This is a genomic window from Actinomadura rugatobispora, from assembly GCF_055379765.1.
Window position 1 is genome coordinate 6,938,009 of the sequence record NZ_AP029191.1, and the last position, 21,384, is coordinate 6,959,392.

The following is a 21,384-nucleotide window of genomic DNA, read 5'->3' on the forward strand; positions in this document are numbered from 1 at the left end:
CCTCAGCTCTCCATCCGGCGCATGCGGGCGTGCACGGTGTCGGTGGTGGGGCCGTCCAGCTCGTCCACGACGCCGCCGTCGGCCAGGAACAGCACCCGGTCGGCGTGCGCCGCCGCCACCGGATCGTGCGTCACCATGATCACCGTCTGCCGGTAGGCGTCCACCGCCGTGCGCAGGAAGCCCAGCACCTCCGCCCCGGACCCGGAGTCGAGGTTTCCGGTGGGCTCGTCGGCGAACACCACCTCGGGACGGGTCAGCAGCGCCCGCGCCACCGCCACCCGCTGCTGCTGCCCGCCGGACATCTCGGCCGGCCGGTGGCCGAGCCGGTCGCGCAGCCCGAGCGCGTCCACCAGCGTGCCGAACCACTCGGGGTCCGAACGCCGTCCGGCCAGCCGCCCGGTCAGCCGGATGTTCTCCTCGGCGGTCAGCATCGGCAGCAGGTTGAACGACTGGAACACGAACCCGAGCCGGTCGCGGCGCAGCCGGGTCAGCCCGGTCCGCGACAGCCGGGTGATGTCCACCCCGCCGATGAGCACCTGGCCGGAGGTGACCGAGTCCAGCCCGGCCAGGCAGTGCAGCAGCGTGGACTTCCCGGAGCCGGACGGGCCCATGATCGCGGTGAACCGGCCGCGGGCGAACGCGGCCGTGACGCCCCGGAGCGCCGTCACCGCGCCGTCCCCCGACCCGTAGGTGCGGACGAGGCCGATCGCGGCGGCCGCGTGATCGTCGTGAAGGTGCGCCGGGGCGGGCGCGGCGGATGTGGATGCCATGCCACCACCCAACGCCGGAGGACCCCGCCCGCGCAGTGGCGTGGACCGGAGAAGGCGCCGTGGGGCCAGCCCTACTACGGCCGCCTCGACCCCGGAGGTAGACCTGGCTCTACCCCAAGGTCGGCGGTCAGACCTAGAGATCTCCACGCTTCGGAACGGTTGCCTTGAAGGGCGCGAAAGCGCTGCTCAACAGCCCTCACGCGACCCTCGGAGCGGAGATCGATGACGCCCACGCATGCCCTGAGACACCTCCCCGCCCCCGTGCGCGGACGGGGTCGGGGCTCCTTCGCCGTCCAGCCCGCCCTCTACGCCGGGTTCGCGGTCTTCGCGGCCGTGACCGCGGCGGTGACAGGGCTGGCGCCGCACCGCGCGTGGGGCGGGCTCGCCGCCGTCGCGTACGGGCTCGGGGCGCTCGCCGCCCTGGCGCCGTGGGGTCGCCGCCACCGCGCGCGGGTCGCGGCCGGGGTGCTGGCGTCGGCCGTGCTCGTCCCGCTGGCCGTGCTGGTCGCGACCGGGCAGGCGCAGCCGGAGGTCGGCGTCGTGCAGCGCTCGGGCGCCCACCTGCTGGAGCACGGCACGCCCTACCTGGGCGCGGTGGAGCTGGCGGCGCACGGCGGCTACGAGGCGTACAACCCCTACCTGCCCGGGATGGCGCTGCTCGGCCTGCCGTGGGCGGTCGCGGGCATCGACGCCCGGCTGCTGTTCGGCGGGCTCTTCCTGCTGCTGCTCCTGGCCGCCGGCGGCCTGCTGCTGCGCGGGCATGGAGGCATCGGCGCGCGGTCGCTGCCGCTGCTGGTGCTCGCGGGGTCGCCCCTGGTCTCGCTGCCGCTGGTGGTCGGCGGGGACGACCTCCCGGTCATCGGGCTGGTCTGCCTGGGCCTGGCGCTGGCCGTACGGGACCGTCACGGCGCGGCCGGGCTCGCGCTCGGACTGGCCGCCTCGCTCAAGGCCACGGGCTGGCCCGCGCTGCTGGTCTGCCTCGCCCTGGTGGCGGCCAGCGCGCAGGGCCGGGCCGCCATCCGCCGGTACGGTACGGCGGCCTCCGGCGTCCTCGCGGCCGGGGTGCTGCTCCCCGCGCTCGTGGATCCGGAGGGGTTCGTCCTCAACGTCGTCCGGTTCCCGCTCGGCCTGGCCGGGACGGCCTCGCCCGCCGACAGCCCGCTGCCCGGCCGCCTGCTCGCCGACCTCGGCCCCCACGGCCACGCCACCGCCCTGACCCTGCTCGGCCTCGCCGCCCTCACGATGGGCGCCTCGCTGCTCGTCCGGCCCCCGGCCGGCGCCCGCCAGGCCGCGCTCCGGCTCGCCCTCGGGCTGCTGCTGGCCACCGCGCTGATGCCCGCCACCCGCTGGGGCTACCTCGTCTACCCGGCCGTCCTCGCCCTCTGGGCCCGCTTCGGCGTCCCGCCCGCCCCGCGAAAGCCCGCCCCGCGAAAGGAGGACGAGGAGCTGTGCCTCGTTGCCTGATCGTCACCAACGACTTCCCGCCCCGGCAGGGCGGCATCGAGACTTTCGTGTACGAGGTGGCCCGCCGCTTCCCGCCGGACGAGGTGATCGTCTACACCTCGTCCGAGCCGGGCGCCGCGGCCTTCGACCGCGCGCTGCCGTTCCCGGTGGTCCGCGACCCCGCGCGCACCCTCCTCCCGACCGCACGGGTGGCGCGCACCGCCCGCGCGCTGGCCCGGAGCCACGGCTGCGACAGCGCCTGGTTCGGCGCCGCCGCCCCGCTCGGGCTGCTGGCCGGACGGCTCGGCCTGCCCTCGGTCGCCACCACCCACGGCCACGAGATCTGGTGGGCGAACGTCCCCGGCACCCGCCGGATCCTGCGCCGCATCGGCGACCGGGCCGGCATCGTCACCCACCTCACCGAGCACACCCGGGCGCGGATCGCGCCCGCGCTCGGCCCCCGCGCCCGCACCGCCCGGCTGGTCCCCGGGGTGGACGCCGAGGCGTTCCGTCCCGGCGCCGACGGCACCACCGTCCGGGACCGGTACGGGCTGGGCGACCGGCCCGTCATCCTGAGCGTGGGACGGCTCGTCCCGCGCAAGGGCCACGACCGGCTTGTCCGCGCGCTGCCGCTGGTGCGCGAGGCCGTACCGGACGCCGCCCTCCTCATCGTCGGCTCCGGCCCGCAGGACTTCTGGCTGCACGGCCAGGCGGGAGAGGGCGTGGTGTTCGCGGGCGGCCGCCCGCACGCCGAGCTCCCGCCGTACTACGCCGCCGCGGACGTGTTCGCGATGCCGTGCCGCTCCCGCCGGCTCGGCCTGGAGACCGAAGGGCTCGGCATCGTGTACCTGGAGGCCGCCGCCGCGGGCCTGCCCGTGCTGGCGGGCGACGCGGGCGGCGCCCCCGAGGCCGTCCGCGACGGCGAGACCGGCCACGTCGTCGACGGCACCTCCGTGGAGGCGATCGCCGCCCGGCTCGTCGAGATGCTGGGCGACGCCCCGGGGCGGGCCGAGATGGGCCGGAAGGGCCGCGCCTGGGTCAGCGAGGAGTGGACCTGGGACGCCTCGTACGAACGCCTCCGTGAGCTCCTGCGCCGCGCGTCCTCTACGGTCGGGGCATGACCGAGGAGGAACGGGGGGCGGGGGTCTGGCGGGCCATGGCGGGGAGCCCCCGGCGGTTCCTGCTGTCCTCCTGGCCCTGGCGGTCGCTGGCGTACCTGGCGACGGGCCCGCTCGTCGCCCTCGTCTGGCTGGCGGTGGTGTGCGGCCTGATCTTCGCCGGGATCCTGCTGGCGCCCGTGGTCGTCGGCCTGGTGCTGCTGGCGCTGATCCCGGTGTCGGCGGTCGGGTACGCGGCCGTCGAGCGGCGCCGGGCCCGCTGGCTGGACCCCCGGCCCGCGCCCACCCCGCACCGCGAGCCGTCCCGTCCCGGCCTGCGCCCGTGGTTCTTCTTCCGGCTGCGGGAGGCGGCGACCTGGCGGGAGTTCGGGTACGCGCTGCTGTCGTCCCTGCTGGCGGTCGTGGACTTCGGCGTGCCCTTCGTCCTGATCGTCGGCTCCACCGTCTCGGCCTCCGCACCCGCCATGATCAGCGGCGGGGACCAGATCATGTACGGCCCCCACGTGACCGTGGACAGCCAGGAGGAGGCGTGGCCGGTCGCCCTGGCGTCCGTCCCGCTGTTCGCGCTGACCCTGTACGCGCTGAGCGCGCTCGCCGGGGCGCGGGCCGCGCTGGCCCGCGCGCTGCTGGTGCGTCCCGTCGAGGAGGAGCTGGTCGCGGTACGGGCGTCGCGGGCGCGGATGGCCGACGCGTTCGAGGCCGAGCGCCGCCGGATCGAGCGGGACCTGCACGACGGCGCCCAGCAGCGGCTCACCGGCCTGATCATGACGCTGGGCCTGGCGAAGCTGGACGGCGCCGACCCCGGGCTCATCGACAAGGCGCGCGCCGACGCCAGGGCCGCGCTGGAGGAGCTGCGCGACCTGGTCCGCGGCATCCACCCCTCCGTGCTCACCGACCGAGGGCTGGGCGCCGCCGTGGAGTCCCTGGCCGAACGGTCCGCGATCCCCGTCGAGGTGCGCGCCGACCTGCCGGAACGCCCGCCCGAGAGCCTGGAGTCGGCCGCCTACTTCGTCGTCGCCGAGGCGCTCGCCAACGTGGCCAAGCACAGCGGCGCCGCCCGCGCCCGCGTCACCGCCCGGCTCACCGGCGCCGCGCTGGTCGTCGAGGTCTGGGACGACGGCTCCGGCGGCGCGGACCCGTCCGGCGGCACCGGCCTGCAGGGACTGGCCGACCGGGTGGCGGTGCACGACGGCACGGTCCGGCTGTCCAGCCCGCCCGGCGGCCCTACGATCGTGCGGGTGGAGATCCCATGCGCGTCGTGATCGCCGAGGACTCGGTGCTGCTGCGCGAGGGCCTCGGCCAGATCCTCGCCCGGTTCGACCACGAGGTCGCCGCGGCGGTCGCCGACGCCCCCGCGCTCGCCGCCGCCGTCGCCGAGCACGCCCCCGACATCGTCGTCACCGACGTGCGGATGCCGCCCGGCTTCCGGGACGAGGGTCTGCGCGCCGCGCTCGCGCTGCGCGCGGACCGTCCCGGGCTGCCCATCCTGGTGCTGTCGCAGTACGTCGAGCAGTCCTACGCCGCCGACCTGCTCCAGACCGGCGGCGGCGTCGGCTACCTGCTCAAGGACCGGGTCGGGGAGGTCGCCGAGTTCGTGGAGGCGCTCGACCGGGTCGCCGCCGGCGGCACCGTCATCGACCCCGAGGTGGTCCGCGGCCTGCTCGCCCGCCGCGGCGCCGACGCGCCGCTGGAACGGCTGACCGGCCGCGAGCGCGAGGTGCTCGCGCTCATGGCCGAGGGCCGCTCCAACGGCGCCATCGCCCGCGCCCTGGTCGTCTCCGAGGCCGCGGTGATCAAGCACGTGGGGTCGATCTTCACCAAGTTCGACCTGCACCAGACGCCCGACGACCACCGGCGCGTGCTGGCGGTGCTCACCCACCTGCGCGGCGTCTCCCTCTAGCGTCCCTCGAAGGTGGGCTGCTGCTTCTTGAGGAACGCCTCGGTGGCGTTGCGGTGGTCCGAGGTCTTCTCGCACTCGTCCTGGAGCACGGCCTCCTTCTCCAGGGTGGAGGCCAGATCGTGCGAGGCGGCGTGGTCGAGCGCGGCCTTGACGGCGGCGTACGACCGCGTCGGCCCCGCGGCCAGCCTGCGCGCCAGCTCCACCGCGGCGGGCGCCAGCTCGTCGGCGGGAACGACCCGGTTCACCAGGCCCAGTTCCAGGGCCTCGGGCGCCTTCACCGGGTCGGCCAGGAGCAGCAGCTCGGCCGCCTTGGCCCGCCCCACCAGGCGCTGCAGCGTCCACGACATCCCGCTGTCCGGAGCCAGCCCGATCTTGGTGAACGCGGTCGCGAACGACGCCTTCTCCGACGCCACCGCCAGGTCGCAGGCGAACACCAGCGCCGCGCCCGCGCCCGCCGCGACGCCGTTCACCGCCGCGACCACCGGCTTGGGCATCGACGCCAGGCCCCCGGCGATCGGGTTGTAGTGCTTGCGGACGGTGTCGTCCAGGCCCTTGCCCGAGGCCAGGTTGTCGGCGTGCTCGCGCAGGTCCTGACCTGCGCAGAAGGCCCGTCCCGCACCGGTGAGGAGCACCGCCCGGGCTCCCGGGTCGCCGGCCGCGCGTTCCACGGCCGCGCGCAGCGCCTCCTTCATCTCCTCCGTCAGCGAGTTCATCGCGTCCGGGCGGTTCAGTGTGATTGTGGCCACACCGTCGGTCAGGTCGTACAGCACCGTCTCAGGCACCCTCGTCCTCGCCTTCTCCGTGCTCGTGCCGCGTGCCCGCCCTCCGCGGCGCGGCCTCTCGCCCATCCTCCAGGCAACGATCGACGAAGCGGGAGGCGGGGGCAAGAGACGCGCGGCGGCCTCGTCGAAGAACCGGGCCGCCCGCGCGACCAGGCCGTGCGGGTCGCCCTCGTAGGCGGAGCGGAAGCGCTCCGCCCGCACCGACTCGGCGGCCAGCAGCGGATCCAGCTCGGGGTTGGCGAGGGGGCCGATCCACGTCGCCTCGTCCAGGCGGGCGTAGCCGAGGTAGGAGAGCCCGGCGACGAGGCGCTCACGGCGGGCCCGGGCCCGGACGCGTTCCACGACCAGAAGGTGCCAGTGGCCGTCCCACGGGCCGAGATCGCGGTAGACGCGCTGCGCGGCCTCGTCCAGGCGCCGCACGGCCCGCGGCGTCAGCGCGTAACCGGGCACCGGGGCCGGGCCGTCACCGTCCGGGGCGCCGCCGTCCAGGCCCCGGGGGAGCCGGACCGGTTCCAGCCACCCCTGCCGCACCATCCGGGACACCGCGGTGCGGACGGCGGGGGCGGCCACGTCCAGCGCGGCCGGCAGCCTGACCAGGGCCGCGACCGGGGCTTTGCCTCCACGTTCCCTGAGGTGGTCGCCGTACAGATCGAACAGCGCCGAACGAGCGTTCATGGCAGCAGTCTCCCGGCCCCCAGTGGCTGATCGTTACCACTTCGCGCCCTGGACACGGGATAATGAACCACTACTGATGACGCGGATGCGACAGGCGGCCACGCGGCCAACGGTGCCCGGAGGCCCCACGCGGCCCTAGGCAGGAAGGGGATGCACGCATGGCGGCGATGAAGCCGCGGACGGGAGACGGTCCGCTCGAAGTGACCAAGGAGGGGCGCGGAATCGTCATGCGTGTCCCGCTCGAAGGTGGTGGTCGCCTAGTGGTCGAGCTGTCCGCCGACGAGGCCAAGGAGCTCGGCGAGGCGCTCAAGGCAGTCGTGGGCTGACCCCGGCGGCGGGGCCCGGCGCCAGGCGGCGCCCGAACGCTCGGACCGCCGGCCCCCGCCCGCCGCCGGGCCGGCACCCGTGCGAACCCGCGCCCGTGACTCGAGCCCGCGAGCCCGCGTACGCGGGCCCGGGCGCCGTTGACCGTCGTCGAACCAGATCAGGGGGGACCACTGCCATGCCCATCGAGACCCGCGTCCGGGAAGCCGGGACCGACCTCCTGGAGGCGGCCGGCCGGCTGGGCGCCGAGGTGCTGGCGGTCCCCGTACGGCCCGGCCCGGCGGCGCCCCCGACCGCGGTCGCGGACGCGCTTCCCTGCACGCTGGACGAGCTGCTCGCCCTGCACCGTGCCAAGGGCGAGGCGGGGGAGATCGTCTCCACCTCGGCACGGATCGGCGACAAGCCGCGCGAGCTGCTGCTGTACGGCGTCGGCGAGGGGAGCCCGGCCGAGCTGCGCCGGGCGGGCGCGGCGCTGGCCCGGCGCGGCCGGGGCCGCACCGCCCTGGTCGCGCAGGCCCCGGACGCCGCGCCGGCCGGTCTGGCCGCGTTCGCCGAGGGCGCCCTGCTGGGCGCCTACACGTTCAAGATCGGCACCGCTCCCGGCCGCGCCGCCCTGGCGACCCTGGCGCTGACCGGCGACGACCCCGGCGCCCTCCGGGACGCCGCCGAGCGCGGCACCCGGATCGCGGGGGCCGCCGCGCTGGCCCGCGACCTGGCCAACACCCCCTCGGGGGAGAAGGACCCGTCCTGGCTGGCCGGGCGCGCCGAGGAGATCGGCGCGGAGGCCGGCCTGACGGTACGGGTCCGCGGCGAGAAGGAGCTGGCCGAGGGCGGCTTCGGCGGCCTGCTGGCGGTGGGCTCGGGATCCGCCCGCCCGCCCCGCCTGATCGAGATGTCCTACCCGGGCGCCGGCGGCGGGCGGCACGTGGTCCTGGTCGGCAAGGGCATCACCTTCGACACCGGCGGCCTGTCGCTCAAGCCCAACGAGGGCATGAAGACCATGAAGACCGACATGGCCGGCGGCGGCGTGGTCATGGCGGTCATGAGCGCGCTGCGCGACCTCGGCGTGCGCGACCGCGTCACCGGGCTCGTGGCCGCCGCGGAGAACATGCCCTCCGGCTCCGCGATGCGGCCCGGCGACGTGATCACCCACTACGGCGGCACCACCTCCGAGGTCCTCAACACCGACGCCGAGGGCCGGCTGGTGCTGGCCGACGCGCTCGCCTACGCCGACGCCGAGCTCGACCCCGACGTCGTGGTCGACGTGGCCACCCTGACCGGCGCCGCCAAGGTCGCGCTGGGCCTGCGGCACGGCGCGCTGTTCGCCCGCGACGACGACCTCGCCGGGGCGCTGGCCGAGGCGGGCGCCGCGGCGGGCGAGCCGGTCTGGCGGCTGCCGCTGGTCGAGGACTACCGGAAGGCCATCGAGTCCGACGTCGCGGACGTGGCCAACATCGAGCGCCGCGGCTTCGGCGGCGGGTCGATCATGGCCGCCCTCTTCCTGCGCGAGTTCACCGGCGGCCGCCCGTGGGCGCACCTGGACATCGCGGGCCCGGGACGGTCGACGTCCGACGACGGCGAGCTGACCAAGGGCGCCACCGGCTACGGCGCCCGCCTGCTGCTGGCCTGGCTCACCGGCGCCGCCGCGTCCTGAACGGCCTGGGGCGGTATCGGGCGTTCCCGGGCGGTCCGGGGCGTCCGGCCGCCGGTCACTTCTTCCGGCGGTCGACCACCGGGATCTCGTGGCGGCGGCGGGCCTGCACCACGACCTCCTTCAACGGGACGTCCCAGCCCCGCTCCACCTCGAAGCACCAGGCCGCGGCCTCCGCGGTCGCCGGGACGTCGGGGAGAGTGAGCGCGATCAGCTGGGGCCGTTCCGCCGTCCGGGCCATCTCCAGCAGCTCGCCGGACGGCAGGAACACCAGGAAGTCCTGCTCGCCCCGGCGGGTCCCGGCCATGCCGCGGCGCACCGCCGCCATCGCCGTGACCCGCGACCAGGGAAGCAGCCGGTCGCCGCTGCGCGGCATCGGCCAGCGGGCGGGGCGCCGCACCCCCTCGTCGGTCAGCTCCAGCAGGGGCCGCCGGCCGAGCAGCTTCCCGAACGCGCCCAGCAGGCCCGCCCCGAACACCACCAGCCCCAGCGCGCCCAGCACGACGAACACCGCGCTGCCCGTGCCGGCGCCGCGGATCAGCCCGCTCCCGACGAACCCGGCCGAGGCCACGACCAGGACCAGCATCGCGATCAGCTGCCCCGAGTCGCGCCAGGTCGCCTTGATCCGGACCTGGAACGTCGTCTCGGGGGGCGGCGTCGCCGTGTCGTTCTCGGCCGGTTCGCTCATGGCCGGGGACTCTAGTCGCGTTTGACCGCGCAGAGCAGCCCGTCGCCGACCGGCAGGAGCAGCGGCACCAGCCGCTCGTCCTCGCGGATCATGGTGTTGACCTCGCGGATCGCCCGCGTGTCCGGGTCGCGCTGGGACGGGTCGGCCACCCGGTGGTGCCACAGCGCGTTGTCGAAGGCCACCACCCCGCCCGGGCGCAGCAGCCGCAGCGCCGCGGTCAGGTACTCCGGGTACTCGCTCTTGAGCGCGTCGCAGAAGACCATGTCGTAGGCGCCGTCGGTGAGCCGCGGCAGCACCTCCAGGGCCCGCCCGGTGATCATCCGGGTGCGGGAGGCGCCCAGCCCGGCCTCGGCGTAGGCGTGCTTGGCCAGCCGCTGGTGCTCGGGCTCCACGTCCACGCTCGTGAGCACCGCGTCCCTGGCCATCCCGCGCATCAGCCAGATGCCCGAGACCCCGCAGCCGGACCCGACCTCCACGACCGTGCGCGCGCCGATCAGGGACGCCAGGAAACGCAGCGCCGCCCCGCCGCCCGGGCCGATCGGCGCGGCACCGACCTCCTCGCCGCGCCGCCGTGCGTTCAGGAGCGGCTCGTCCTCGGGAACGAATTCCTCCACGTAGGCCAGGGTGGCCTGAATGGCGTCGATGGCTGCCTCCTCGCGGGACCCCCGCCTGGCTCATGCTGGAAAGACCATATCGCTGGTCGGGAACCACCCGGCCGTTCAGCGCGTTGTAGCCAATGACCGCGTCCACCCGTCAGGGGGGACGAGAACTTGATAGTCGAACTCGGTACAGGACCGCCCCAGCCCAGGCGCGACCGTGTCGTTCCCAAGCGACAGCATTGGCCATCAGAGAGGAACAGCCCGGCACCATGGGAGTCGCAGCACTGACATTTAAGGGCGCGGTGGGGGTCGGTCCCCGGCAGGGCGGTGGGCTTTCCGCCGCGACCGGACGTGGCCGGGCGGCCGCGGCGGCGCGGGAGAACGCCCCCGACGCCGAGTGGGCGCCGCCCTCCTGGGACGAGGTGGTCCGCGAGCACTCCGGCCGCGTGTACCGGCTGGCGTACCGGCTGACCGGCAACCAGCACGACGCCGAGGACCTCACCCAGGAGGTCTTCGTCCGGGTGTTCCGTTCACTGTCGAACTACACCCCGGGCACGTTCGAGGGCTGGCTGCACCGGATCACCACCAACCTGTTCCTCGACATGGCGCGGCGCCGCCAGCGCATCCGGTTCGAGGGGCTGGGCGACGACGCCGCCGAGCGGCTGCAGGGCCGCGAGCCCACGCCGGCGCAGGCGTTCGACGACCGCAACTTCGACGCCGACGTGCAGGCGGCGCTGGACGCGCTCGCCCCCGAGTACCGCGCGGCCGTGGTGCTGTGCGACATCGAGGGCCTGTCGTACGAGGAGATCTCCGCGACGCTGGGCGTCAAGCTCGGCACCGTGCGCAGCCGCATCCACCGGGGGCGGGCGCAGCTGCGGGCCGCGCTGGAGCACCGCGCGCCGCGCCGCCGTACGGCCGCCGCCGAGGTCGCCGGGGCCACCGCCGCGATCGCGACGGCCGCGACCGGGGCGACGGCCGCGACCGGCGTGCCGGGGGAGATCGCCGGGGCCACCGCCGCGGCCGCGTTCACGGGGGCGCCGGAAGGCGCGTGACGGCCGGGTCGAGAGACTGCGCGAGACTGGATCGGATCAATAAGGAGCCGCGTGAGTTGTCTGGGGGAGCGTCTGACCGCTCTGGTCGACGGTGAGCTGGGGCACGAGGAGCGTGATCGTGCGCACGCCCATCTCGCGGTCTGCGAGCGCTGCCGGTCGGAGGCCGACTCGCTGCGCAAGCTGAAGGGCCGGCTGCGCGGTCTCGGCGGCCTCCCGCCGAGCGACGGCGCCGACGACCTCCCCTCCGGTGACTTCATGGCCCGGCTGCGCGGCCTGGCGCAGCCCGAGGGCGGCGGCCTCCCGGGCGAACGCGGCCTCCCGGGCGAGGGCTCCCCGGGTGACCGGCGCCGCGATCACGACGACTTTCCGGGGCGGCGCGGCCCCGACGACGCGCCCTCGCCGGCGCCGCGCACGCGCCCGCAGCGGGGCCTGGGAGCCTCGTCGACATCGGCGCGCCCCCGTGACAACCGCCCCGCGGGACGGGTCGCCCTCGCGCCCGGCGGCGGGCGCGGAGCGGGCGCCGTGGCGGTCCGCCGGGGCTCCTCGCGCCGCTACCTGGCCGTCGGCGCCGCCACCCTGGTGATCGGGCTCGGCGCCGCCTCCTACGCCGCGGGCGGGCAGGCCGAGGTGCCCACCGTCAGCCCCGCCTTCGACCGGTTCGCCGTGGAGCACGCGCTGACCTCGGGTGATGTGCCGATGACGGATCCGGTCGACGGCGCCACCCCGGTGCCGTCCGTTCCGGAGCCGTGATCGGGCGGACCCCGGCCGGGTGGCCAGGGCGGCGGATGCGGGTCGCGCTGGTGTGCGGGCTCGCCGGGGCGGTGACGCTGGCCGCCGCGCTGGCCGGCGACACCCGCGAACGGCGCGTCCGCAACGATCCCGACGCGGTCCGCCTCTTGAGGGCGGCCGCGGACGCGGCGCTGCGCGTGCACTACGAGGGCACCCAGTTCCTCACCACCTGGAACGCCTCAGGGCCCGCCACCCACCGGGTCAAGGTCGAGCACACGCCCGGCGACGGGACGTATTTCACCCCCGATCCCGCCTCCGGTTCGTCCACCCCCGCCGGCCCGCAGGACCTGCCCGGGTCCGGGCAGCCGGCGGCCCCGCAGTCGCAGGCCCCGAGGCGCGTCGGCGCCTCGGCCGCGCCCGGCGCGGAGGCGCCGTCCGCGGCCGGTGCGCGACCGGAGGCCGGGCGGGCGTACCAGCCCGACACGCTGCCCGTGTGGGGCGGTTCGGTGGGCTTCACCGCCGAGATCCTCGGGCTGCTGATCCGCAACTACGCGGTCGTCCGCGGGCCCGAGGCCGTCGTCTGCGGACGCCGCGCCCGGGTCGTGGAGGCCCGCCGCGCCGACGGCACGGCCGCCGGGCGCTTCTGGATCGACGCCGCGACCGGGCTGATGCTGCACCGCGAGATGATCGACGGCCGGGGCCGCGCGGTCGCCGCGACGGGCTTCAGCGAGCTGCGCGTGTCGCCGGCCGGCGGGGGCGGGAACGAGCCGCTCGCGATGGCCGGCACGAAGACGCCGGTGCCGTCGGCACGGCCGTCCGCGTCGGTCCCCGCCGCCCTTCCCTGGGCCGACCGGCTGGAGGACGAGGAGCTGGCCGTCCTGCGCGACCAGGGCTGGCCGGTTCCGGGCGCCCTGCCCGGGCGGCTCACCCTGTACGACGCGCGCCGCCCCGCGTCCAAAGAGAAGCGCCCGGGGCGATCGGCCTCGGGCGCCGGGGGCCGCGACCGCGCCGGGGGCGGTGTCGTCCACCTCAGCTATTCCGACGGCGTGGCCGCGGTGTCGGTGTTCGTCCAGCGCGGCACCCTCGACGAGACCGCGTTCTCGGGATGGCGGCGCACCGCCTCCCGCGGGCGCACGGTGTTCCGGCGCGATTCCCTCCAGCGCTGGGCGGTCTGGGAACGGGACGGCTATGTTTTCACGGTCTTGACCGACGCCCCGGAGGACACGGCCGACTCCGTGGTCGCCGCCCTCCCGCATGGCGAGGACGCCTTCCGGGCCCGGCTGGGACGCGGTTTCCGCAGGTTGGTGTCCTGGATCAACCCGGTCGGCTGAAAGGGCCGAGATGTCCTTCTGGTGGAATTGTGCGAATTGAGGCGCCGTGCGGGGAATGATGTCATGGAGCCCATCGCGGGGCGCGCGCGTCACAGCCAGTGGGAACGCGCAGTAGGACAGGTCCGCAGGAAACGGGGACTCGGGCCTTTTATGCTCATCACACGCCCCGCTGGGCAGGATGAGCGCGATGACGAGGACCATGCTCGGTAGGAGAGATGGGGATGACGGAAGAGAGCCGCGAGCCGGTCAGGGGGACGTCGGACGATGACGACCTCGCCCCCGGTCGCGGGCACGGCCGCCAGGACGCCCCGGGTGCGGGGTCCACGGCCGGTGCCCAGGAGGTCGTGGACGGTCCCCAGCAGGCCGGTGGCCTCGACGACACGCCGGTGGACGACCCCCCGGCCTCCGGGGCGGGGGCCGGTCTGAACCTCGGCAAGGACCGGAGGCCCGAGGACGACCCGCCCGGGCAGGGCGGTCCCGGCGTGGCCGACCAGCTGGTCGCGGGCTTCGCCCCGCCGGACTCCTTCACCCGTGACACCGACATCCCGGGCCCGCCGCCCGCCACCGCCTTCGACCAGCCGCTCCCCGGCGCCTCCGGGGGCCCGGGCGGTCCTGGAGGCCCTGGCGGTCCCGGCGGTCCCGGAGCGCCGGGCGGTCCCGGAGCGGGGGAGCCGGTCGGGCACGAGATGGTGCCCGACGGGATCGTCCCGGACGGCCCGGTGCCCGACGGCCCCGTGCCGCCCGCGCCCGGCCCCGGCGCCGGACCCGGCCTTGAGCAGGGGAGGCCCCGGCCCGGTTTCGTACCGCACGGCTACGAACAGCAGGACCCGCGGATGGCCGCGGCCCACCAGCAGCCCGGCGACCCCCGCGGGGGAGGCCAGGGCACGCCCTACGGGTGGCCGCCGCAGCAGTCCCACCAGCAGCCTCCGCCGCTCGCCGGGCGTCCCCCGGGCGGGCCGCCCCCGGGTGCCGGGCCGATGGGCCCGCCGCCCGGCGGTCCCCGGCCGATGGGCGTCCCCGGCGGCCCGCCCGGGGCGCCTCCCGGCTCGCCCAACTGGGCCCCGGTGCCCGCGCTGCCGTCGGCCTCGCGCGGCGGTCCCGGCCTCGGCGTCCTCGCCGTGGTCGTGCTGATCGTGGCGCTGGTGGCCGGGGGCCTGGGCGCCGGCATCGGGGTGATGGCGGCCGACGGCGAGGCCCCGGGCTCGGTCAGCCTCGGCGGCGGCGACGGCTCCGGCCAGGTCAACCGGCCGCCGGACTCGGTCGCCGGCGTGGCCCAGAAGGTCCTGCCCAGCGTCGTGATGATCAGGGTGTCGGCGGGCGGCGAGGGCGGTACCGGCGGTACCGGCTTCATCGTCAACGGCGGCTACATCATCACCAACAACCACGTGGTGGCGCAGGGCGGCGACATCCAGGTCGTGTTCAACGACAAGAAGACGCTGCGCGCCACGGTCAAGGGCCGCGACCCCCGCTCGGACATCGCCGTGCTCAAGCCGGAGGGCCAGCACTCGCTGCCGCCGCTGACGCCCGGCAACTCCGACCAGCTGGCGGTCGGCGACCCGGTGATCGCGATCGGGTCCCCGCTGGGCCTGCAGGGCTCGGTGACCACCGGCATCGTCAGCTCGCTGAACCGGGCCGTGCCCACCGGCGGCGAGGGCGGCGGCGAGACCACCTTCCTCAACGCCATCCAGACCGACGCGGCCATCAACCCCGGCAACTCCGGCGGTCCGCTGGTCGACGCCAAGGGCCGGGTGATCGGGATCAACACCGCGATCGTCAGCCTGGGCGGCGGCGGGGGCGGGCTGCCCGGCCAGGGCGGCCAGGCCGGCAACATCGGGCTGGGCTTCGCCATCCCGATCAACCAGGGCAAGCGGGTCGCCGAGTCGATCATCAACACGGGCAGCGTCAAGACGGCCATGATGGGCGTCGTCCCCGACCCGCGCTACCAGCAGGGCGGCGCGCGGATCATCGACCAGGCGACCGGCGGGCAGGAGCCGGTCACCAAGAACGGCCCGGCCGACCGGGCGGGCCTGAAGCCCGGCGACGTGATCACCAAGGTGGACGGCCGTCCGATCGAGGACGCCACCGACCTGATCGCGCTGATCCGCAGCAAGGCTCCCGGGGACCGCCTCAAGGTGACCTACCAGCGCGGCGGCCAGGAGAGCACCGTGGACGTGACGCTGACCGCCGGCTGAGCGATCCCGCCGGACCGGCCCGATCGGTCGGTCCGGCGCGATCGGGCGGAGCGACCGGCGGCGTGATCGCCGGAGCCGGATACGCTGGGGGGACCGGGCCGTTCAGGGCCGGCCCCCCTTGGTGTTCGTGGAGGTCGAGTTGTTCGACGTCGGACTGGGCGAGATGCTGGTGCTCGTCGTGCTCGCCCTGGTCATCTTCGGGGACAAGCTTCCCCAGGCCGCCGGTCAGGCGGGCCGTGCGCTGCGGCAGCTGCGCCAGATGGCCAACAGTGCCAAGGCCGATCTGCAGGAGGGGCTGGGGCCGGAGTTCAAGGACTTCGACGTCGCCGACCTCAATCCCAAGACCTTCGTCCGCAAGCACCTCCTCGAGGACCATCCCGACGATGACGTGCGCTCCAACGTGAAGCGCGACGGAATCTTCGACGACGAGCCCGAGTACGCGGGTGTGCCGGGAGGCCTGGAGTACGGCGAGCGCCCGCCGTTCGACAACGAGGCGACCTGACGCCCGAGGCCGCCCCCGAAGGCCCCTGACACCCGAGGACGCCCCTGGAGGCCCTGGAACGTGAGGGCTCCTGGAACGCGAGGCCTTGGAACGCGAGGCCCTGACGTGGGGCCCTGAACGTGGGCCCCTGGAACGCGAAGCCTGGAACGCGGGGCTGTCTCAGAGCCCTGGAACGCCCGTGGCCGGAGCCCCTTTTCGGGGGCTCCGGCCACGGGCGTCGTTGGTGTTCGGGACGGGTCAGCGGCGCTTGGGACTGAGGCCCAGCGACATGCCCGCCAGGCCGCGGGAGCGTCCGCCCAGCGTGTCGGCCATCGTGCGCAGCTCCTTGGCCGCCTCGGCGTCGGGGTCGGACAGCACCAGCGGGGTGCCGTTGTCGCCGCCCTCGCGCAGCCGGGCGTCGATCGGCACCTGCCCCAGCAGCGGGACCCGGGTGCCGAGCGTCTTCGTCAGCGCGTCGGCCACCGTCTGCCCGCCGCCGGAGCCGAAGAGCTCCTGCCGCTCGCCGCAGTGCGCGCAGGTCAGGTACGACATGTTCTCGATCACGCCGACCACCTGCTGGTGGGTCTGCGCCGCGATCGCCCCGGCCCGCTCGGCCACCTCGGCCGCCGCCTGCTGCGGGGTGGTGACCACCAGGATCTCCGCCGAGGGCAGCAGCTGAGCCACCGAGATCGCGATGTCGCCGGTGCCGGGCGGCAGGTCCATCAGGAGGATGTCGAGGTCGCCCCAGTAGACGTCGGCGAGGAACTGCTGCAGCGCGCGGTGCAGCATGGGGCCGCGCCACACCACCGGCTGGTTCCCGGCGGTGAACATGCCCACCGAGATCACCTTCACGCCGTGCGCGGACGGCGGCATGATCATGTCCTGGACCTTGGTGGGCGGGGCGTCCACGCCCAGCATCCGCGGCACCGAGTGGCCGTAGATGTCGGCGTCGACCACGCCCACCCGGCGGCCCTGCGCGGCCAGCGCGGCGGCCAGGTTGACGGTGATCGAGGACTTCCCGACCCCGCCCTTGCCGCTGGCCACGGCGTACACCTTGGTCAGCGAGCCGGGCTTGGCGAACGGGATCTCCTTGGCCGGTTCACCGCCGCGCAGCTTGGTCTGCAGCGCCTTGCGCTGCTCCTCGCTCATCACGTCCAGGTCGACCGCGACCGACGTCACACCTTCCAGCCGGGAGACGGCCTGGGTGACGTCGCGGGTCAGCGTGTCCTTCATCGGGCAGCCGGCCACGGTCAGGTAGATGCCGACGCGTACCGCGCCGCCTGGCGCGATGTCGACACCCTTGACCATGTCGAGCTCGGTGATGGGCTTGCGGATCTCGGGATCGTTCACCGTGGCGAGCGCCTCGGTCACCTGCTCCGTCGTCAACTGGGAGGCCATGCCCCCATGGTATGAACTGACCGGCCGTGGTCGCGAACCCGGCCCGCTACGATCGTGTCGTGACCATCCCTGGCGGTTCCCTTTCCGCCGAGGAACTCGCCGTCTGGCGTGCGATGTTGCGCGCCCAGGCGCGGATCTCCCGGCGGCTCCAGGCCGATCTGCTGGCCGAGCACGACCTCGCGCTCGCCTCCTACGACGTGCTCACCCGGCTGGGGGAATCGGCGGGCGGGCGGCTGCGGATGAACGACCTGGCCGACCGGGTGCTGCTGTCGCGCAGCGGCCTGACCCGCCTGGTCGACCGGATGCAGCGGGAGGGCCTGGTGGAGCGGGAGTCCTGCGCCAGCGACGCGCGGGGCCTGTACGCCGTCCTGACACCGCGGGGCAGGGCGAAGCTGGACGAGGCGGGGCCCACCTACCGGCGCGGCGTCCAGGACTCCGTGCTGAGCCGCCTCGACGAGGACGACCTGCGGACGCTCGCCCACGTCATGGGCAAGCTCGCCGACGACCAGCCCCCGCCGGGCGGCGATCCTTCCGCGGCGGGCGGCAGGGCGGTCACGACAGCGTGGGATGGGACTCCTTGCGCTCCCCGTCCAGCTCCTTGAGCATCTGCTGCAGCTCCGAGCGCAGGAAGTCGCGGGTCGCCACCTCGCTGATCGCCAGCCGCAGCCCGGCGATCTCCCGGGTGAGGTACTCGGTGTCGGCGATGCTGCGCTCGTTCTGGGAGCGGTCCTGCTCGTACTGCACCCGGTCGCGGTCGCCCTGCCGGTTCTGCGCCAGCAGGATCAGCGGCGCCGCGTACGACGCCTGCAGCGACAGCATCAGCGTCAGGAATATGAACGGGTAGGGGTCCCAGCGCAGCCACGACGGCGCCAGGATGTTCCAGCCGATCCACACCGCCACGAACGCGGTCATGTAGACCAGGAACCGGGCGGTGCCCAGGAACCGGGCGAAGACCTCGGCGAGCCGTCCGAAGGACTCCGGGTCGTAGTGCGGCCGCGGCAGCAGGGTGCGGCGCAGTTCGCGCGGCTGGTCCAGGCGTGGCGTCGTCATCAGTGCGTTCCCCGAGTCGTCGTGCCGGTGGTCGGTCGATCGGCCGATCGAGTGATCAGCTGATCGAGTGATCAGGTGGTCAGGCCGGAGCGGCCGCCGCGCAGCGCCTCCTCCTCGGGGTCGGCGACGGCCTCGGCGGTGGCGTCCATCACGTTCTCCCGCCAGTCCGCGGGCAGCAGGTGGTCGAGGACGTCGTCGATGGTGATCGACCCGAGCAGGTGCCCGTTCTCGTCGACGACGGCGCCCGCGGCCAGGTTGTAGGCGGCCAGGTACATCGCCACGGCCTGCAGTGAGACGGCGGGCCGCAGCGGGTCCAGCTCGCTGTCCACGATCCCGCTGACCAGGGTCGGCGGGGGCTCGCGCAGCAGCCGCTGGAAGTGCACGGTGCCCAGGTAGCGGCCGGTGGGCGTGGCGGTGGGCGGGCGGCACACGTACACCTGGGCGGCCAGCGCGGGGTTGAGGTCGGGGTTGCGGATCCGGGCCAGCGCCTCGGCCACGGTCGCGTCCGGCGGCACCACCACCGGCTCGGTGGTCATCAGCCCGCCGGCGCTGTCGTCGGGGTAGGTCAGCAGCCGCCGCACCGGGGCCGCCTCCTGCGGCTCCATCAGGGTGAGCAGCCGCTCGCGCTGCTCGGTGGGCAGCTCGCCGAGCAGGTCGGCGGCGTCGTCGGGGTCCATGGCCTCCAGCACGTCGGCGGCCCGGTCCACCTCCAGCCGGCCCAGGATCTCGATCTGGTCGTCCTGCGGCAGCTCCTCCAGGACGTCGGCCAGCCGCTCGTCGTCCAGCGCGGCCGCGACCTCGCTGCGCCGCTTGGCGGTCAGCTCGTGCACGATCCCGGCCAGGTCGGCGGGCTTCATCCGCTCGAACGCGGCGATCAGCCCGGCGGCGCCCTGGCCGTGCTCGACGGCGGAGAAGCCGTGCACCGCGTCCCAGTCGATGACCATCGTCTCGCCGCCGGGGCGGCGCAGCGGGGTGCGGCCGCGCCCGGGGCGGCCGTTGCGCCCGCCCTTGATGCGGCGCACCGCGACCTTGCTGACCAGCCAGTCCCGGGTGCGGGTGGGCTCCATCGCCACGTCCACGACCGCGACCGGGTCGTCGCCCTCCACCAGCCGGACGGTGCGGTCCAGCATCTCGGCGATCACCAGTGTCTCGGACTCGCGCTTCTCGAAGCGCCGCACGTTGAGGCGGCCGTCGAACACGATCGCGTCCGCCTCGATCACGGTGACCCGGGTGATCGGCAGGAACACCGGCCGGCGCGGCGAGACCTCCACCACCAGCCCGAGGACCCGCGGCGGCCGGGAGCCCAGGCGCAGCGCCACCACGACATCGCGGACCCGGCCCACCTGGTCGCCGGCCGGGTCGAACACGGCGATCCCGGCGAGCCGCGCGATGAACACCCGCGCCGGAACTCCGGTCATGGGACGGAGGTTACCCACGATCACCGAGGTCATCCGATCCCCGCCGGGGGACGGGCGGGGGTCGGGCGGGGAACGGGTACATGGCGGGGGGACGGCGCGCGTGCGGCTTCGCGGACGCGTGTCACATCCTCGGGCCCGGCCGCGTCCTTGCTGGTGACGTCCCGCGAAGGACGCGGGGACTGCGAAACGGAGGACGTCATGGCCCGCATCTCCCTCGATCCGCCACGGACGCTGCGCTACCGCGTCGGCTCCTGGTTCTTCCGCCGCAAGTTCGGCACCGACCTGGACCCGGGCCGCGCGATGGGGCACCACATGGGCGTCTCCACCGGGTACGCGACGATGGAGATGCAGGCGCTGCGCTGGAAGGCGGTGCCGCACCGGCTCAAGGATCTGGCGGTGATGGCGGCCGCGGTCAGGATCGGCTGCTCGTGGTGCGTGGACTTCGGCACCTGGGAGTCCACCACCCACGGCGTCCCGCTGGAGAAGCTGGAGGCCGTCCCGCACTGGCGCGACAGCGACCTGTTCGACGAGGACGAGCGCCTGGTGATGGAGTACGCGGAGGCGATGAGCGCCGACCCGCCCGAGGTGACCGACGAGCTGACCGCCGCCCTCCGCCGGTACCTGGACGAGCGGCAGCTGGTGGAGTTGACGATGATGGTGGCGCTGGAGAACCTGCGCTCGCGGTTCAACGCGGCGGCCGGGCTGACCGGCCAGGGCTTCAAGGACCGCTGCGAGATCCCGTCCGGCCCCGGGCGGGACGGAGGACGCGGCAGGGAGGCGGCGCGGTCGTGAACGAGAAGCCCGGCGGGGGCCAGGAAGGCGGTGCGGTCATGGGCGAGGAGCCCGGCGGGGGACCGGACGCGGTGTTCCAGGAGCATCGCAACCTGCTGTTCGCGGTCGCGTACCGGATGCTCGGCATCGCGGCCGACGCCGAGGACGCCGTCCAGGACGCCTGGCTCCGCTGGTCGGCGGCGGACCGGTCGGGGGTCGCCGATCCCCGCGCCTACCTGGTGCGGATCACCACCAACCTGGCGCTGGACCGGCTCCGGTCGGCGCAGGCGCAGCGCGAGTCGTACGTGGGCCCCTGGCTGCCCGAGCCGATGCTGACCGCGCCGGACGTCGCCGAGGACGCCGAGCTGTCGGAGTCGGTGTCGATGGCGATGCTGGTGGTGCTGGAGACGCTCAGCCCGCTGGAGCGCGCCGTCTTCCTGCTGAAGGAGGTGTTCGGGTTCCCGTACGGGGAGATCGCGCAGGCGCTCGACCGTTCCGAGACGGCCGTGCGGCAGCTGGGGACCCGGGCCCGCAAGCACGTGGAGGCGCGCCGTCCCCGGTTCGAGACCGACCGGCGGGCGCGGCGGGAGGCCACCGAGCTGTTCCTGGAGGCCTCCCTCGGCGGGGACCTCAACAAGCTCATGGAGGCGCTGGCGCCCGACGTGGTGCTGTGGACCGACGGCGGCGGGAAGGTCAGGGCCGCGCGGCGGACGATCCACGGCGCGGCGAAGGTGGCGCGCTGGGTGGTCGCCGTGACGGGCCTGCCCTACGCGGGGGTCCGGCCGGAGGACATGCGGCTGCGGTGGGCCGAGCTGAACGGCCTGCCCGGCCTGGTGCTCGACGGACCGGACGGCCCCATCGCCACGATCACCCTGGAGGTCGACGGCGAGGGCCGGATCGCCGAGATCCACATGGTCGCCAACCCCGACAAGCTCCGCGCCATCAGCGCGAACAGCGAGCTCCCGATGTGAACCGGGGACGGCGGGGAAACGGGAAGCGGGGAAGTGGGGGC

Annotated in this window: 21 protein-coding genes; 14 read left to right on the forward strand and 7 right to left on the reverse strand. The window is 75.0% G+C overall.

The annotated features are described in order from the left end of the window. Nucleotides 1–2: 2 nt before the first annotated feature. Nucleotides 3–770: an ABC transporter ATP-binding protein gene (locus ACZ466_RS31030; protein WP_378285138.1), complete on the reverse strand. Its 768-nt coding sequence runs from the start codon at nucleotides 768–770 to the stop codon at nucleotides 3–5. 222 nt (nucleotides 771–992) lie between these two features. Between ACZ466_RS31030 and ACZ466_RS31035 the strand changes: the two genes are divergently transcribed. Genes ACZ466_RS31035 through ACZ466_RS31050 form a run of 4 tightly spaced genes read left to right on the forward strand, consistent with a single transcriptional unit; the run spans nucleotide 993 to nucleotide 5,231 of the window. Next, on the forward strand, nucleotides 993–2,234 hold the full coding sequence (locus tag ACZ466_RS31035; RefSeq protein WP_378285137.1) for a glycosyltransferase 87 family protein: 1,242 nt from the start codon (nucleotides 993–995) through the stop codon (nucleotides 2,232–2,234). Then, nucleotides 2,219–3,334 (forward strand): glycosyltransferase family 4 protein, encoded by a 1,116-nt coding sequence (locus tag ACZ466_RS31040; protein WP_378285136.1) that lies wholly within the window; start codon nucleotides 2,219–2,221, stop codon nucleotides 3,332–3,334. Before ACZ466_RS31035 ends, ACZ466_RS31040 begins: the two co-directional genes overlap by 16 nt. After that, nucleotides 3,331–4,593: a sensor histidine kinase gene (locus ACZ466_RS31045; RefSeq protein ID WP_378285135.1), complete on the forward strand. Its 1,263-nt coding sequence runs from the start codon at nucleotides 3,331–3,333 to the stop codon at nucleotides 4,591–4,593. The genes ACZ466_RS31040 and ACZ466_RS31045 overlap by 4 nt, the downstream gene beginning before the upstream one ends. Next, complete coding sequence (locus ACZ466_RS31050) at nucleotides 4,581–5,231, forward strand: response regulator (protein ID WP_378285134.1); 651 nt, start codon at nucleotides 4,581–4,583, stop codon at nucleotides 5,229–5,231. Before ACZ466_RS31045 ends, ACZ466_RS31050 begins: the two co-directional genes overlap by 13 nt. Here ACZ466_RS31050 and ACZ466_RS31055 read toward each other — a convergent pair. Continuing rightward, nucleotides 5,228–6,688 carry an enoyl-CoA hydratase-related protein gene (locus tag ACZ466_RS31055; protein WP_464041763.1) on the reverse strand — a complete coding sequence of 487 codons (1,461 nt, stop codon included), beginning with the start codon at nucleotides 6,686–6,688 and terminating at the stop codon, nucleotides 5,228–5,230. The two genes, ACZ466_RS31050 and ACZ466_RS31055, sit on opposite strands and share 4 nt — an antisense overlap. A gap of 158 nt (nucleotides 6,689–6,846) precedes the next feature. Between ACZ466_RS31055 and ACZ466_RS31060 the strand changes: the two genes are divergently transcribed. Further along, nucleotides 6,847–7,014, forward strand: a complete 168-nt coding sequence (locus ACZ466_RS31060; protein WP_378285133.1) for a DUF3117 domain-containing protein — start codon at nucleotides 6,847–6,849, stop codon at nucleotides 7,012–7,014. 176 nt (nucleotides 7,015–7,190) lie between these two features. Next, nucleotides 7,191–8,666 (forward strand): leucyl aminopeptidase, encoded by a 1,476-nt coding sequence (locus ACZ466_RS31065; protein WP_378285132.1) that lies wholly within the window; start codon nucleotides 7,191–7,193, stop codon nucleotides 8,664–8,666. A 55-nt stretch (nucleotides 8,667–8,721) separates the two neighbouring features. Here ACZ466_RS31065 and ACZ466_RS31070 read toward each other — a convergent pair whose 3' ends face one another. Together ACZ466_RS31070 and ACZ466_RS31075 are read right to left on the reverse strand one after the other, a co-directional pair. After that, the gene (locus tag ACZ466_RS31070; protein WP_378285131.1) at nucleotides 8,722–9,351 is read right to left on the reverse strand and encodes a hypothetical protein; all 630 of its coding nucleotides are present in this window, start codon (nucleotides 9,349–9,351) and stop codon (nucleotides 8,722–8,724) included. A gap of 11 nt (nucleotides 9,352–9,362) precedes the next feature. Further along, nucleotides 9,363–9,965, reverse strand: a complete 603-nt coding sequence (locus ACZ466_RS31075) for an O-methyltransferase (RefSeq protein WP_378285130.1) — start codon at nucleotides 9,963–9,965, stop codon at nucleotides 9,363–9,365. Between the two features lie 254 nt (nucleotides 9,966–10,219). Here ACZ466_RS31075 and sigE point away from each other — a divergent pair, with 254 nt between their 5' ends. The 5 genes from sigE (at nucleotide 10,220) to ACZ466_RS31100 (ending at nucleotide 15,756) form a co-directional block, all read left to right on the forward strand. Beyond that, nucleotides 10,220–11,002 (forward strand): RNA polymerase sigma factor SigE, encoded by a 783-nt coding sequence (gene sigE, locus ACZ466_RS31080; protein WP_378285129.1) that lies wholly within the window; start codon nucleotides 10,220–10,222, stop codon nucleotides 11,000–11,002. 51 nt (nucleotides 11,003–11,053) lie between these two features. Next, nucleotides 11,054–11,752 (forward strand): anti-sigma factor family protein, encoded by a 699-nt coding sequence (locus tag ACZ466_RS31085; RefSeq protein ID WP_378285128.1) that lies wholly within the window; start codon nucleotides 11,054–11,056, stop codon nucleotides 11,750–11,752. After that, nucleotides 11,749–13,062: a sigma-E factor regulatory protein RseB domain-containing protein gene (locus ACZ466_RS31090; protein WP_378285127.1), complete on the forward strand. Its 1,314-nt coding sequence runs from the start codon at nucleotides 11,749–11,751 to the stop codon at nucleotides 13,060–13,062. Before ACZ466_RS31085 ends, ACZ466_RS31090 begins: the two co-directional genes overlap by 4 nt. Nucleotides 13,063–13,283: 221 nt before the next feature. Further along, entirely contained in the window at nucleotides 13,284–15,254 is a 1,971-nt protein-coding gene (locus tag ACZ466_RS31095; protein ID WP_378285126.1) for a S1C family serine protease, read from the forward strand. A gap of 139 nt (nucleotides 15,255–15,393) precedes the next feature. Next, nucleotides 15,394–15,756 carry a sec-independent translocase gene (locus tag ACZ466_RS31100; RefSeq protein WP_378285125.1) on the forward strand — a complete coding sequence of 121 codons (363 nt, stop codon included), beginning with the start codon at nucleotides 15,394–15,396 and terminating at the stop codon, nucleotides 15,754–15,756. Nucleotides 15,757–15,993: 237 nt separating this feature from the next. On the opposite strand, the gene ACZ466_RS31105 is transcribed toward ACZ466_RS31100, so the two are convergent. Then, nucleotides 15,994–17,133: an Mrp/NBP35 family ATP-binding protein gene (locus ACZ466_RS31105; protein ID WP_378285124.1), complete on the reverse strand. Its 1,140-nt coding sequence runs from the start codon at nucleotides 17,131–17,133 to the stop codon at nucleotides 15,994–15,996. Nucleotides 17,134–17,192: 59 nt separating this feature from the next. Here ACZ466_RS31105 and ACZ466_RS31110 point away from each other — a divergent pair, with 59 nt between their 5' ends. Next, nucleotides 17,193–17,735, forward strand: coding sequence for a MarR family winged helix-turn-helix transcriptional regulator (locus ACZ466_RS31110; RefSeq protein WP_378285123.1), 543 nt, complete (start codon nucleotides 17,193–17,195; stop codon nucleotides 17,733–17,735). Here ACZ466_RS31110 and ACZ466_RS31115 read toward each other — a convergent pair. After that, nucleotides 17,686–18,183: a DUF1003 domain-containing protein gene (locus tag ACZ466_RS31115; RefSeq protein WP_378285122.1), complete on the reverse strand. Its 498-nt coding sequence runs from the start codon at nucleotides 18,181–18,183 to the stop codon at nucleotides 17,686–17,688. The two genes, ACZ466_RS31110 and ACZ466_RS31115, sit on opposite strands and share 50 nt — an antisense overlap. Before the next feature lie 71 nt (nucleotides 18,184–18,254). Next, the gene (locus ACZ466_RS31120; protein WP_378285121.1) at nucleotides 18,255–19,601 is read right to left on the reverse strand and encodes a magnesium transporter MgtE N-terminal domain-containing protein; all 1,347 of its coding nucleotides are present in this window, start codon (nucleotides 19,599–19,601) and stop codon (nucleotides 18,255–18,257) included. 198 nt (nucleotides 19,602–19,799) lie between these two features. Here ACZ466_RS31120 and ACZ466_RS31125 point away from each other — a divergent pair, with 198 nt between their 5' ends. Continuing rightward, a complete protein-coding gene (locus ACZ466_RS31125) occupies nucleotides 19,800–20,393 on the forward strand; it encodes a carboxymuconolactone decarboxylase family protein (protein ID WP_378285120.1) in 594 nt (197 codons plus the stop codon). Then, complete coding sequence (locus ACZ466_RS31130; protein WP_378285119.1) at nucleotides 20,390–21,343, forward strand: RNA polymerase sigma-70 factor; 954 nt, start codon at nucleotides 20,390–20,392, stop codon at nucleotides 21,341–21,343. The genes ACZ466_RS31125 and ACZ466_RS31130 overlap by 4 nt, the downstream gene beginning before the upstream one ends. Nucleotides 21,344–21,384 lie beyond the last annotated feature (41 nt).